A 12,430-nucleotide genomic window follows, 5' to 3' on the forward strand; every position below is an offset into this window, starting at 1 on the left:
GGAGCAACCCATGCGTGTGGAACTCGACGAACCGAAGTGCGTGGCCTCCGGCCAGTGCGTGATGGCCTCGCCCGAGGTGTTCGACCAACGGGACGACGACGGCGTCGCGATCCTGCTGGAGGAGCACCCCGCCGACGACCTCATGGACGGTGTGCAGGAGGCCATCGCGATCTGCCCCGCCGCCGCGATCCGACTGGTGGACCAGTGAGGCGGATCCTCGTCGTGGGTGCCTCCGCCGCCGGACTGGCGGCGGCGGAGACGCTGCGCCGCGAGGGCTACGACGGCACGCTCACCCTCGTCGGCGACGAACCCCACGCCCCGTACGACCGGCCCCCGCTGTCCAAGCAGCTCCTCGCGGCGGAGTGGGACACCGACCGGCTCACCCTGCGCACCCCGGCCCATCTCGACGGACTCGACCTGGACCTGCGTCTCGGGGCCGCCGCCACCGGCCTCGACCTCAGGGAACGCGAAGTACGGCTGGCCGACGGCTCTTCGGTGCCGTACGACGGACTGGTCATCGCCACCGGCGTGCGGCCGCGGCGGCTGCCCGGTGAGGGCGCGCATGTGCTGCGCACCCTGGACGACGCGCTGACGCTGCGGGAACGCCTGACACCGGGGACGCGGCTGGTCGTGGTCGGCGCCGGGTTCCTCGGCGCGGAGGCCGCCGCCGTCGCCTGGCGGCTGGGCGCGAAGGTCACCCTCCTCGAACCGGCGCCGGTACCGCTGGCGCACGCGGTCGGCGGGGAGGTCGGCGCGGTGTTGTCCCGGGCCCACCTCGACCACGGGGTGGACCTGCGGACCGGTGTCACCGTCACCGAGGTGGCCGAGGACGGGGTACGGCTCGCGGACGGTGAGACGATCGAGGCCGACGAGGTGCTGGTCGCCATCGGCTCGCTGCCCAACACCGAGTGGCTGGCGGACAGCGGCCTGGGCGTCGGCGACGGCGTGCTGTGCGACGCGTACTGCGAGGCCGCGAGGAACGTGTACGCGGCCGGTGACGTCGCCCGCTGGTACAACCCGCTGTTCGGTACCTCGATGCGCATCGAGCACCGGACGAACGCGGCCGAGCAGGGCATGGCGACCGCCCGCAACCTGCTCGGGAGCCAGGCGCGCAAGCCGTTCGCGCCGGTGCCGTACTTCTGGTCCGACCAGTACGACATGAAGGTCCAGGCCTACGGCCATCTGCGCGGCCACGACGAGGTGTCGGTCGTCGACGGGGACCTCGCCGAACGCCGCTTCGTGGCCGTCTACCGCACCGGCGACCGGGTCACCGGCGCCCTCGCGGTCGGTATGCCGCCCAAGGCGATCCGGCAGTGGCGGCAGGCCATCGCGTCCGGCACCGGATGGCGCGAGACGTTCCCGTCGGAGAGACCGGCGGCAGAGGGGGAGGTCGACCATGGTGGAACAGTTGCCCGGCCCGTCGCGTGACGTGGTCGTCGTCACCGGCGCCGGCGGGATGGGCCTGGCGGTCGCCCGTCGGCTCGGCAGCGGGCGGACCCTGTTCCTCGCCGACGCCTCGCGCGGTCAACTCGACCGGGCCGTCGCCGCGTTGCGCGACGAGGGGTACGCGGTACGGGGCGTCCTGACCGACGTGTCCGACCGCGAGTCCGTGGACAGGCTCGCGCAGGAGGCGGCCGGTGAGGGCCGGGTGGCCGCCGTCGTGCACACCGCGGGGGTCTCCGCCGTCCAGGCTTCGGCGAAGACGATCCTGGAGGTCGACCTGCTGGGCACGGCCCATGTCATCGACGCCTTCGAGGCCGTGGCCACGCCGGGGACGGCCATGGTCTGCGTCTCCAGCATGGCCGGCCATGTCGCCTCCCTCAGCGCGGAGGACGAGGCCGCCCTCGCCACGGCCCCCGCGGAGGAACTCCTCGGGATCGGCGCCGTCGAAGCCGTCGGGGACAGTTCGACGAGGGCGTACGTCGTGTCCAAGCGGGCCAACCACGTGCGCGTCGAGGCCGCCGCGCTCGCCTGGAGCCGGCGCGGCGCCCGTATCAACAGCGTCAGCCCGGGGATCATCGCCACCGCCATGTCGAAGGCGGAGGTCGAGGGCCCGAGCGGCGCGCGCATGCTCGCGATGCTGGAGGCGAGCGGCGCGGGCCGCACCGGCACCCCGGCGGAGATCGCCGACGCCGTGGCATTCCTCATCGGCCCCGAAGCGGGTTACATCACCGGCACGGACCTGCTCGTCGACGGCGGGCAGGCCGCCTGGCTACGGCGCCACCGACCGGCCTGACCCCACGGCGCACGAGCGCACCACCACAACCGCACCACCCCGACCGCACCACAGTCGTACAAGGACCGCAGAGAGGACACCGATGTCCACCCCCCACACGCCGTCCGTCCCCACCTCCTTCGACCCCACGGCCTTAGACCCCGACGAGCTGGGTTTCGACCCGGAGGCGCTCCGCGCCCGGTACCGGGCCGAGCGCGAGCGCCGGATCCGCCCGGACGGCGGCGCGCAGTACCAGCGGATCGCCGGTGAGTTCGCGTACTACGACGACGACCCCTACACCGACCAGGAGTTCACCCGCGAGCCGCTGCACGACCGGGTCGAGGCGATCGTCGTCGGCGGCGGCTTCGGCGGGCTCCTCGCCGCGGCCCGGCTGCGGCAGGCGGGCGTCGAGTCGATCCGGGTGATCGAGAAGGGCGGCGACTTCGGCGGCACCTGGTACTGGAACCGCTACCCCGGCATCCACTGCGACATCGAGTCGTACATCTATCTGCCGCTCCTCGAAGAGCTCGGCTACGTCCCGAAGTGGAAGTACGCCCCGGGCGAGGAGATCCGGCAGCACACCCGGGCCATCGGCCGCCACTTCGACCTCTACCGGGACGCGGCCTTCCAGACCGTCGCCACCGAACTGCGCTGGGACGAGACGGAGTTGGAGTGGACCGTCGCCACCGACCGTGGTGACCGCATGCGGGCCCGCTACGTCGTCGTCTCCAGCGGCACGCTCAGCCAGCCGAAGCTCCCCGGCATCCCCGGCATCGAGACCTTCAAGGGCCGCACCTTCCACACCAGCCGCTGGGACTACGACTACACCGGCGGCGACGCCAGTGGCGGCCTCACCGGGCTCGCCGACAAGCGGGTGGCCGTCATCGGCACCGGGGCCACCGCCATCCAGGTCGTCCCCCACCTCGGGGCCGACGCGGCACACGTGTACGTCTTCCAGCGCACCCCCTCGACGGTCGACGTACGCGGCAACGGGCCCACCGACGAGGAGTGGGCGAAGACGCTCACCCCCGGCTGGCAGCGGCAGCGCATGGACAACTTCCTCAAGACCGTCACCGGCGTCCGGGTCGAGACGGACCTGGTCGACGACGCCTGGACCAGCAGCGCCCGCCTCCAGGAGAAGCTCATCCCGACCGACGCCTACGCGGACGTGCCGGAGGACGAGCGGGAACGGGCGTACGAGATCGCCGACTTCCAGAAGATGAACGAGCTGCGCGACCGGGTGTCGACGATCGTCGAGGACCCGGAGACCGCCGCGAAGCTCAAGCCCTGGTACCGCTACATGTGCAAGCGGCCCACCTTCAGCGACACCTACCTGCAGACCTTCAACCGTCCCAACGTCACCCTCGTGGACACGGCCGACACCCACGGCGTCGAGCGGATCACCGACAAGGCGGTCGTGGTCGGCGGGGTCGAGTACGAGGTCGACTGCGTCATCTTCGCCACCGGCTTCGAGGTCGGAGTCTCGGGGCTCCTGTCCGGCCGGCTCCCGGCGTACGGCCGGGACGGCGTGGGCCTGCTGGAGACCTGGATGACGGCCGGCCCGAAGACCCTCCACGGCTTCTACAGCCACGGCTTCCCCAACCTCTTCCAGCTCGGCCCCATGCAGAACGCCAGCGCGGTCAACTACGTCCACATCCTCGACCAGCAGTCGATCCATGTCGGCGAGGTCGTCGCCGAGGCCCGCAGGCGCCGCGCCCGGTACGTCGAGCCGACCGCCGAGGCCGAGGCGGCCTGGGTCGCCACGATCCGCGAGAAGGCCGCCGACCTGCACAAGTTCCAGGCGGAGTGCACCCCCGGCTACTACAACAACGAGGGCCGGCCCAGGAAGCGCAGCGAGTCGTACGGCGACGGGCCGGTCGCCTTCCACGAACTGCTCCGGCGCTGGCGCGCGGACGGTGGCATGGACGACGTCCTCGTCGGTGCCGAGTGAGAAGGGAGGGAGGAGACATGACCACCCTGGGAGAGGACTTGAGCATCCGGCACCGGTGGGCGAAGGCGCCCAACCGGTACGACGAGAGCGGTGATCTCCGTACCACCAGCGCCCGTTGGCGGGCGCGCCGGCTCAACCCGCCCAATCCGCTGTGGGGTTCCAACGGTGTCGCGTTCGGCCCCGACGGGCGGCTGTACGTGGCGCAGTTCCTCGCCGGGCAGATCAGCGCCGTCGACCCGGCGACCGGGGACGTCGACGTCGTCGTCCCGATGGACAGCCCGGTGCAGTCGCCGGACGACCTCGCCTTCGGCGCCGACGGCTCGATGTACATAGCCGACCTGGTGCCGGGCCGGGTGTGGCGGCGGAGCCCGGCGGGGGAGTACGGCCTCGTCTCCGACGAGGTGACGAACCCCAACGGCATCACCTGTATCGGCGACCGGCTCTTCGTCAACGAGATGAAGCCCAACGGCCGTCTGATGGAGCTGTTCCCGGACGGCGGCGACCCGGTCGTGCTCACCGACGGCCTGGCCCTCGGCAACGCGATGCAGCGCGGCCCGGACGGCTGTCTGTACTACCCGCACATGATCACCGGCCAGGTCTGGCGCATCCCACCGGACGGCGGGACGCCCGAAGTGGTCGCCGAGGACGTGCACGAACCGGTCGCGGTCCGCTTCGACCAGGGCGGTGTCCTGCACGTCCTCTCCCGGGGCGTCGAGGGCATCGTCACCCGCATCGACCTGCACGGCAGCGGCACCCGCACCCTCGTCACCAGCGGTCTGAAGGGGCTGGACAACGCGGCGTTCGACACCGAGAACCGCATGTTCGTCTCCAGCTTCGCCAGCGGCGGCGTCACGGAGCTGCACCCCGACGGCCGCACCCGCGAGATCGTGCGCCGCGGCCTCGACGGCCCCTACGGAGTGACGGTCGACCTCGGCGGCACGGTCTACGCCGCCGACCACTACCGGCTGGCGGGCCCGGCGGCCGACGACGAGGGCGAGCCGGTCGGTACGTCCGCGGAGGCGGGGCCCGGCGGGGTGCGGACCCACCTCCTGCTGCCCTTCGCGCACGGCATCACCGCCGACGGCGAACTGCTGCACTACACCTCGCAGTTCGGCATCGTGCAGACCTACGACCCGGCGAGCGGGGCGCTTTCGGAGCGGGCGCGGGGGCTGAACCGGCCCATCGGCATCGCGGTCGGACCGGACGGCTCGCTCGTCGTGGCCGAGACGGGCGCGGGCCGGGTCGTGGCCGTCGACGCCGAACCCGGGTCGGAGCCCGGCACCGTCACCGTGCTCGCCGAAGGCCTCGACCGTCCCACGGACGTGGCCTTCGACGCGGAGGGCCGTCTCTACGTCAGCGAGGAACGGCTCGGGTCGGTGCTCCGGATCGAGGCGGACGGCGGGACTGTCGTCGTCGCGGACGGGCTCGGCGCCCCGCAGGGGCTGGCGGTCCTCGGGGAGGAGCTGTTCGTGGTGGAGACCGGGCACCGCAGGCTGTGCGCGGTCGACCTCACCACGGGGGAGCGGCGGATCGACGCGGAGGATCTGCCGGTCGGGCCGCCCCCGGGCGTCGTCCCCCGCACCGAACCGGCGCTGTTCGCGGACGTCATGCCCGGTATGGCCCGCCGCTTCGCGGGCCTCGCCGCCGCCCCGGACGGGACCCTGCTCCTGTCGGCCAACGGCGAGGGCACCGTGCTGCGGCTCTCGCCGAGGGCGGGGGCTCAGCCGGAGCGGTAGAGCGCCGTCAGCAGTTCGATGGCGGCCGGGGTGGCGGGATGCGGGTCGTCCCGCCACCAGGCGAGCCGTACGGCGATCGGCTCGGCGTCGCGCACCGGCCGGTAGACGACGCCGGGCCGCCGGTACTGGTTGGCGGTGGCCTCCGCCGTCACGCCGACGGCGCGGCCCGTCGCGATCGTGGTGAGCCACTCGTCGACGTCGTGCGTCTTCTCCGTCGCCGGACGGGAACCGGGCGGCCACAGATCCGTGGTGGTCGTGCCGGTCCGGCGGTCGACCAGCAGTGTGTGCCCGCTCAGATCGGCGAGCCGCACCGATCTGCGGCGGGCCAGTGGATCGTCGCTCGCCATCGCGCACAGCCGCCGTTCCAGCCCCACGATCGCCGAGTCGAAGCGGCGGTCGTCCACCGTCCGGCGGACCACGGCGAGGTCGCAGGAGCCCTCCGCCAGCCCGGCCGTCGGGGAGTTGGCCCGCACGAACTGCAGGTCCGTCTCCGGATGCGCGGTACCCCAGCGGCGCTGGAACGTCAGCGTGTGCCTGCCCAGCGCCGACCAGGCGTACCCGATCCGCAGCCGCACGTGGCCCGAGGTCGCCTCCCGCACCAGGTCGTCCACCTCGCCGAGCACCCGCCGCGCGTGCGCCACCACCCGCAGTCCGGTCGGCGTGGGCGTCACCTCGCGGGAGGTCCGCCGCAACAGGCGTACGCCCAGGGCCCGTTCGAGCGAGGCCAGGGTGCGGGACACCGCCGCCTGGGAGACGCCGAGCGCCATGGCCGCGTCGGTGAAGGTGCCCTCCTCGACGATGGCCACGAGACACCGCAGCTGCCGCAGCTCCACATCCCCGGCGACGGGGCCCGTGTCATCCATGACTCCAGCGTATAGATCGGGACGCGGATGCATTTTGCGCAAGGGTCGTCCGGGCGCACGATCGGCGCATGGACACCGCCTCCGCTCCCGCTTCGTCCGGCACGGTCCCCGCGTCCCCGCCCTCGTCCCCGTTCCCCTGCCCGTCGCCGGCTCCCGGCTCCGCTTCCGAGTCGGGCGGGGCCCGCCTGGCCGGTGTTCTCACCATGGTCGGCTGCGGGGTGTCCAACCAGGTCGGGGCCGCCCTCGGGTCGCTGGCCTTTCCCGTGCTCGGGCCCGCCGGGGTCGTCGCGATACGCCAGTACGTCGCCGCGATCGTCCTCGTGGCCGTCGGCCGGCCACAGCTGCGGTCCTTCACCGCGCGGCAGTGGTGGCCGGTGGTGCTGCTGGCCCTGGTGTTCGGGACGATGAACCTGTCGCTGTACACCGCCATCGACCGCATCGGTCTCGGACTCGCGGTGACCCTGGAGTTCCTCGGTCCGCTCGCCATCGCCCTGGCCGGCTCGCGCCGCAAGGTGGACGCGTGCTGTGCGCTGATCGCCGCGCTGGGCGTGGTCACCCTGATGCGTCCGCAGCCCTCCGCCGACTACCTGGGCATGGGCCTCGGGCTCCTCGCCGCCGCCTGCTGGGCGTCGTACATCCTCCTCAACCGCACCGTCGGCCGCCGTATCCCCGGCGCGCAGGGTTCCGCGGCCGCCGCCGGGCTCTCCGCCCTGGCCTTCCTGCCGGTCGGCATCGGCGTCATGGTCGTGGCACGGCAGCCGCCCACCGCCGGGGCCGTCGGCTACGCCGTCGCCGCCGGGATCCTCGCCTCGGCCGTGCCGTACCTCGCGGACGTCTTCACCCTGCGTCGCGTACCCGCCCAGGTCTTCGGGCTCTTCATGAGCGTCAACCCCGTCCTGGCCGCGCTGGCCGGCTGGATCATGCTCGGGCAGGACCTGGGGTGGGTCGAGTGGGCGGCGATCGGCGCGGTGGTCGCGGCGAACGCGCTGAGCATGCTCGTGCCCGTCCGCCCCTCCACCGGGTGAGGGATCCAGGGCCGGATCCGCTCGCTGCGGTGTTCATGGACACTTGCTCATTTATTGACAGGTGTCCATTATCGTCGTCATGAAGCCGGAACCCGCCGAGTCGTCGACGCCTCGGCCGCCCATGGACCGCAGGGTCCGCCGCTCCCGGTCCGCGTTGATGCGGGCGGCGATCGCCCTGGTCACCGAGCGGGGCACCACCGCCGTCCCGGTGTCGGAGATCGCCGAGGCCGCGGATGTGAGCCGGCAGGTGCTGTACCAGCAGTTCGGCGACCGTGACGGGCTGCTGCTCCAGACCGGGCTCGACCTCGCCCGGCGCGAACTGATCGAGGGCCCCGCGTACGACCCGGCGGACATGACCGACCGCACCGGAGTGCTGGCCATGGCGCGGCACTTCGCGGAACACCGCGGCTTCTACCGCGCGATGTTCACCGGGTCCTGCGCGTTCGCCCTGAACAAGGCGCTGACCGAGCTGATCACGCCGGTCAACCGGGAGGTCGTACGCCGGCGGTACGGCACCCGTCTCGACCCCGAACTGGTCGACGACCTCGCCACGTTCCTCACCGGCGGCGCCTCCGCCGTCGTCAACACCTGGATCGTCGAGGGCGAAGAGCCGCTCGACCCCGAGGAGTTCACCGACCGGCTCCTGCGGATGGCGCCCGTGGTCGCCGCCGTGCCGGGCCGGCCCACCACGCCCGCACCGAACCAGGAGCAACGCCGGTGAACCTGAGCAGTCATCTCGTCCAGCGCGTACTGAAACTGCCCCCGCCGCTCACCCGCGACCTCGTCGTCGAGCGGGACCTACGGGTGCCGATGCTCGACGGGGTCGACCTGCTGGCCGACCGCTGGGCACCGCGCACCGGCGGCGAGGGCCTGCCGACCGCGTTGATCCGCTGCCCGTACGGCAGGCGGGGCGTCATCGCCCTCGGGGCGGTCAGGCCGTTGGCCGAGCGCGGCTACCAGGTGCTGATCCAGAGCACCCGCGGCGGCTTCGGCTCCGGCGGCACCCCCGACCACATGCGGCAGGAGCGCGCGGACGGCCTGGCCACCCTGGACTGGCTCGTCGAGCAGCAATGGGCCGGCGACGCGATCGTGCTGATCGGCACCAGCTACATGGGCTATGTGCAGTGGGCGGTGGCCGACCGGGTGCCGCCGCAGGTCAAGGCCATGATCCCGCACATGACGGAGTCGGCGCTGACCCTGGAGTTCCTGCGCGGGGACGGGATGTCGCTGCAGACGCCGTTCGGCTGGGGCGCGATGATCGCCCTGCAGGAACGTCCGTTCGCGATGGTCCGCCAGCCCTTCGAGCTGAAGGGAATCCGCCGCGCCCTCGACACCCTGCCCCTCGCCGACGCCGACCTCGCCGCCCTCGGTCACCGCTCCGACTACATCCAGGCCATCCTCGCCCACGACGCCGACGACCCGCACTGGGCCGCCCTCGATCACCGGGACCGGGTGGCCGACGTGACCGTCCCGGTCAGCTCGATCGGTGGCTGGTACGACATCTTCCTGCCCGGCCAGATACGCGACTTCACGACCCTCCAGGCGGCCGACCGGCCCGCCCGGCTGACCATCGGGCCCTGGACGCACACCTCGCTCGACAACACCCTGACCCGCGAGGCCGTCGAGTTCGGCCTCGCCCACGCACGCGGCGAACAGCCCCCGGAGCGCGCCCCGGTACGGCTGTACGTGACGGGGGAGGAGGCCTGGCGCGACTTCGCGTCCTGGCCGCCGCAGGGGTACGAGGGGCGGCGCCTCCACCTCCACCCCGGCGGGGCCCTGGCCGTCGAACCACCCACCGCGCCGCGGTCCGACGGGTACCGCTACGACCCGGCGGACCCCACGCCCTCGGTCGGCGGGGTGACCATGCCGCCCGGCGCCGGACGCGTCGACAACACGGCGCTGGAGGCCCGCCCGGACGTGCTCACCTACACCACCCCCGTGCTCGACGAGGACGTCGAGGTCGTCGGTGAGGTGAGCGCCGAGATCTGGTTCCGCTCCAGCCTGCCGTACGCCGATGTCTTCGTCCGGCTCTGCGAGGTCGACGCGCAGGGCCGCTCGGTGAACGTCTGCGACGGCCTGACCGGGCTGACCGGTGCCGACGAACTCGGCCGTGCCACCGTCCGGTTGTGGCCGACCGCCCACCGCTTCCGGCGCGGGCGGCGCATCCGGGTCCAGGTCTCCAGCGGCGCCTTCCCGCGCTACGCCCGCAACCCGGGCACCGGCGAGCCGCTCGCCACGGCCACGACCCTGCGGGCGGCCGACCAGAGCGTCCATCACGGTCCGGAACACCCCTCGGCGGTGATCCTGCCGGTGCGCGTAGCCCTGTAAACCGTGCGAACCCTGTGAGAACAAAATTGTTGACAATTCTGTTGGCTTAGATTTACGTTCGACAGGCACTCACTCAGGGAGGGCACGATGCAGGAGGAAGCCCGTCCGGGCACCGGGGAGCAGGCCAAACAGCTCGCGTTGGCGAAGCTGCGGCAGGCGATCCTGCATGGCGAGATGGCACCGGCCCAGCGGCTGGTGGAGAACGAACTCGCCGAGCAGTTCGGTGTGACACGGGCCAGCATCCGTGCGGCACTGATCGATCTGGAGGCCGAGGGACTGGTCGAGCGGATCCGTAACCGTGGCTCGCGGGTGCGGGTGGTGACCGTGGAGGAAGCGGTCGCCATCAGCGAGTGCCGCATGGCTCTGGAAGGGCTGTGCGCGGCGAAGGCGGCCACCCTGGCCACCGACGACCAGCTGGCCGAACTGGCCGACATCGGTACGGCGATGACCAAGGCCGTGGCCGACGGCGAGCCGGTGACGTACTCCGAGCTGAACCAGCGGCTGCACGCCCGCATCCGGGAGATCTCCGGTCAGCGGGTGGCGGTGGAGCTGTTGGAGAGGCTCAACGCCCAGCTGGTGCGCCACCGTTTCCAGCTCGCGCTGCGGCCGGGACGGCCCCAGCACTCCCTGGGTGAACACCTGGCCATGATCGAGACGATCACGGCGAGGGACCCGCGGGCGGCCGAGGAGGCCGTCCGCGCCCACCTCACGAGCGTGATCACCGCGCTGCGCGAATAGCGCGTCGCGCACGACGCTCCGGGGTGGCAGACAGGCCTGTTCGGCCTGTCCGGTCCGTCCACCGAGGAGATCCGACACATGACCGACGGCACGGCGCACGCCACCGCACCACCACGATCGACACTCGTCGTCACCGCGCACGCGGGGGACTTCGTGTGGAGGGCCGGCGGCGCCATCGCCCTGGCGGCCTCGCGCGGCGAGAAGGTCACCATCGCCTGTCTGACCTTCGGTGAGCGCGGCGAGTCCGCGAAGGCCTGGCGCGAGGGCCGGAAGCTGGACGAGATCAAGGAGATCCGCCGGGAGGAGGCCGAGAAGGCCGCCGCCACCCTCGGCGCCGGCATCGTCTTCTTCGACGCCGGCGACTACCCGCTGATCGGCACCCCCGAACTCACCGACCGCCTGGTCGCCGTCTATCGCGCGGCCCAGCCGGACGTCGTCCTCACCCATCCGCTGGAGGACCCCTACAACGGGGACCACCCGGCCGCCGCCCGGATGGCCCTGGACGCCCGGGTGCTCGCCCAGGCCATCGGCTACCCCGCCGAGGGAGAGATCATCGGCGCCCCGCCGGTGTTCTTCTTCGAACCGCACCAGCCCGAGATGTGCGGCTTCAGGCCCGAGGTCCTCCTCGACATCACCGAGGTCTGGGAGACCAAGCGCAAGGCCATGGAGTGCCTCGGCGCCCAGCGGCACCTGTGGGACTACTACACGGACCTCGCCGTACGCCGGGGCGTCCAGCTCAAGCGCAACGCGGGCCCCAACCTGGGCCTCGCCCACACGACCATGGCCGAGGCGTACATGCGCCCCTACCCGCAGGTCACGGGGGTGCTGGACTGATGGGCGGCGTGATCGTCACCAACCCGCCGAAGGCGCGGGCCGAGGACGTCGAGGCGATCGGCCGGTACGGCGTCGCCACGGTCCACGAGGCGATGGGCCGCACGGGCCTGCTCGGTACCCACCTGCGCCCGATCCAGCAGGACACACGGATCGTGGGCACCGCCGTCACGGTCCTCTCCTGGCCCGGCGACAACCTCATGATCCACGCGGCCGTCGAGCAGTGCGGCGAGGGCGACATCCTGGTCGTCACCACCACCTCGCCCTCCACCGACGGCATGTTCGGCGAACTCTTCGCCACCGCGCTCAGGCGCCGTGGCGTACGCGGCCTGGTCATCAACGCCGGCATCCGCGACACCGCCGAACTCCGCGCGATGGACTTCCCCGCCTGGGCCGCCGTCGTCAGCCCGCAGGGCACGGTCAAGGCCACCGGCGGCTCCGTCAACGTCCCCGTGGTCATCGGCGGCCAGGTCGTCCGCCCCGGCGACGTGATCCTCGCCGACGACGACGGCGTGGTCGTCGTCCCCCGCGAGAAGGCCCGGCGCACGGCCGAGGCCTCCGAGGCCCGCGAGCGGAAGGAGGCCGCCTCCCGCGCGGCCTTCCTCGACGGCCAACTCGGGCTGGACCGCTACGGGTTGCGCGAGACGCTCGTACGCCTCGGCGTGACCTACCGGTCCTACGAGGAGTACGCGGGCGAGGAGGCGGACTCGTGACGCCGTACGGGATGAACGTCGGCGAGCGCG

At 72.4% G+C, this 12,430-nt stretch carries 12 protein-coding genes; 11 read left to right on the forward strand and 1 reads right to left on the reverse strand.

Annotation, left to right across the window (positions count from 1 at the left end):
• Positions 1-10 precede the first annotated feature (10 nt).
• From OG202_RS42375 to OG202_RS42395, 5 genes are all read left to right on the forward strand, one after another.
• A complete protein-coding gene (locus tag OG202_RS42375; RefSeq protein WP_257537290.1) occupies positions 11-208 on the forward strand; it encodes a ferredoxin in 198 nt (65 codons plus the stop codon).
• Positions 205-1,428 carry an NAD(P)/FAD-dependent oxidoreductase gene (locus OG202_RS42380; RefSeq protein WP_328224479.1) on the forward strand — a complete coding sequence of 408 codons (1,224 nt, stop codon included), beginning with the start codon at positions 205-207 and terminating at the stop codon, positions 1,426-1,428. The genes OG202_RS42375 and OG202_RS42380 overlap by 4 nt, the downstream gene beginning before the upstream one ends.
• Positions 1,397-2,236 carry an SDR family oxidoreductase gene (locus OG202_RS42385; RefSeq protein ID WP_328224480.1) on the forward strand — a complete coding sequence of 280 codons (840 nt, stop codon included), beginning with the start codon at positions 1,397-1,399 and terminating at the stop codon, positions 2,234-2,236. Before OG202_RS42380 ends, OG202_RS42385 begins: the two co-directional genes overlap by 32 nt.
• An 82-nt stretch (positions 2,237-2,318) precedes the next feature.
• Positions 2,319-4,166, forward strand: coding sequence for a flavin-containing monooxygenase (locus OG202_RS42390; protein ID WP_326574392.1), 1,848 nt, complete (start codon positions 2,319-2,321; stop codon positions 4,164-4,166).
• Between the two features lie 17 nt (positions 4,167-4,183).
• Positions 4,184-5,902, forward strand: coding sequence for an outer membrane protein assembly factor BamB family protein (locus OG202_RS42395; protein WP_328224481.1), 1,719 nt, complete (start codon positions 4,184-4,186; stop codon positions 5,900-5,902).
• On the opposite strand, the gene OG202_RS42400 is transcribed toward OG202_RS42395, so the two are convergent.
• Positions 5,887-6,765, reverse strand: a complete 879-nt coding sequence (locus OG202_RS42400; protein ID WP_328224482.1) for a LysR family transcriptional regulator — start codon at positions 6,763-6,765, stop codon at positions 5,887-5,889. The two genes, OG202_RS42395 and OG202_RS42400, sit on opposite strands and share 16 nt — an antisense overlap.
• 68 nt (positions 6,766-6,833) lie before the next feature.
• Between OG202_RS42400 and OG202_RS42405 the strand changes: the two genes are divergently transcribed.
• The 6 genes from OG202_RS42405 (at position 6,834) to OG202_RS42430 (ending at position 12,400) form a co-directional block, all read left to right on the forward strand.
• Positions 6,834-7,790 (forward strand): EamA family transporter, encoded by a 957-nt coding sequence (locus tag OG202_RS42405; RefSeq protein WP_328224483.1) that lies wholly within the window; start codon positions 6,834-6,836, stop codon positions 7,788-7,790.
• 79 nt (positions 7,791-7,869) lie between these two features.
• On the forward strand, positions 7,870-8,511 hold the full coding sequence (locus OG202_RS42410; protein ID WP_328224484.1) for a TetR/AcrR family transcriptional regulator: 642 nt from the start codon (positions 7,870-7,872) through the stop codon (positions 8,509-8,511).
• The gene (locus OG202_RS42415; RefSeq protein ID WP_327726666.1) at positions 8,508-10,118 is read left to right on the forward strand and encodes a CocE/NonD family hydrolase; all 1,611 of its coding nucleotides are present in this window, start codon (positions 8,508-8,510) and stop codon (positions 10,116-10,118) included. Before OG202_RS42410 ends, OG202_RS42415 begins: the two co-directional genes overlap by 4 nt.
• 87 nt (positions 10,119-10,205) lie before the next feature.
• The gene (locus tag OG202_RS42420; protein ID WP_326574386.1) at positions 10,206-10,856 is read left to right on the forward strand and encodes a GntR family transcriptional regulator; all 651 of its coding nucleotides are present in this window, start codon (positions 10,206-10,208) and stop codon (positions 10,854-10,856) included.
• A gap of 78 nt (positions 10,857-10,934) precedes the next feature.
• Positions 10,935-11,690: a PIG-L deacetylase family protein gene (locus OG202_RS42425; protein WP_327726665.1), complete on the forward strand. Its 756-nt coding sequence runs from the start codon at positions 10,935-10,937 to the stop codon at positions 11,688-11,690.
• Positions 11,690-12,400, forward strand: a complete 711-nt coding sequence (locus OG202_RS42430; protein WP_327726664.1) for a 4-carboxy-4-hydroxy-2-oxoadipate aldolase/oxaloacetate decarboxylase — start codon at positions 11,690-11,692, stop codon at positions 12,398-12,400. The genes OG202_RS42425 and OG202_RS42430 overlap by 1 nt, the downstream gene beginning before the upstream one ends.
• Positions 12,401-12,430 lie beyond the last annotated feature (30 nt).

The organism is Streptomyces sp. NBC_00310, assembly GCF_036208085.1.
Taxonomy (GTDB): Bacteria; Actinomycetota; Actinomycetes; order Streptomycetales; family Streptomycetaceae; genus Streptomyces.

What these genes read in the sequence shown, in the direction of transcription:
- OG202_RS42420 (WP_326574386.1), top strand. Translation starts at nt 10,206, where the DNA reads ATGCAGGAGGAAGCCCGTCCGGGCACCGGGGAGCAGGCCAAACAGCTC.
- OG202_RS42395 (WP_328224481.1), top strand. Translation starts at nt 4,184, where the DNA reads ATGACCACCCTGGGAGAGGACTTGAGCATCCGGCACCGGTGGGCGAAG.
- OG202_RS42430 (WP_327726664.1), top strand. Translation starts at nt 11,690, where the DNA reads ATGGGCGGCGTGATCGTCACCAACCCGCCGAAGGCGCGGGCCGAGGAC.
- OG202_RS42405 (WP_328224483.1), top strand. Translation starts at nt 6,834, where the DNA reads ATGGACACCGCCTCCGCTCCCGCTTCGTCCGGCACGGTCCCCGCGTCC.
- OG202_RS42400 (WP_328224482.1), bottom strand. Translation starts at nt 6,765, where the DNA reads ATGGATGACACGGGCCCCGTCGCCGGGGATGTGGAGCTGCGGCAGCTG.
- OG202_RS42385 (WP_328224480.1), top strand. Translation starts at nt 1,397, where the DNA reads ATGGTGGAACAGTTGCCCGGCCCGTCGCGTGACGTGGTCGTCGTCACC.
- OG202_RS42410 (WP_328224484.1), top strand. Translation starts at nt 7,870, where the DNA reads ATGAAGCCGGAACCCGCCGAGTCGTCGACGCCTCGGCCGCCCATGGAC.
- OG202_RS42390 (WP_326574392.1), top strand. Translation starts at nt 2,319, where the DNA reads ATGTCCACCCCCCACACGCCGTCCGTCCCCACCTCCTTCGACCCCACG.
- OG202_RS42425 (WP_327726665.1), top strand. Translation starts at nt 10,935, where the DNA reads ATGACCGACGGCACGGCGCACGCCACCGCACCACCACGATCGACACTC.
- OG202_RS42375 (WP_257537290.1), top strand. Translation starts at nt 11, where the DNA reads ATGCGTGTGGAACTCGACGAACCGAAGTGCGTGGCCTCCGGCCAGTGC.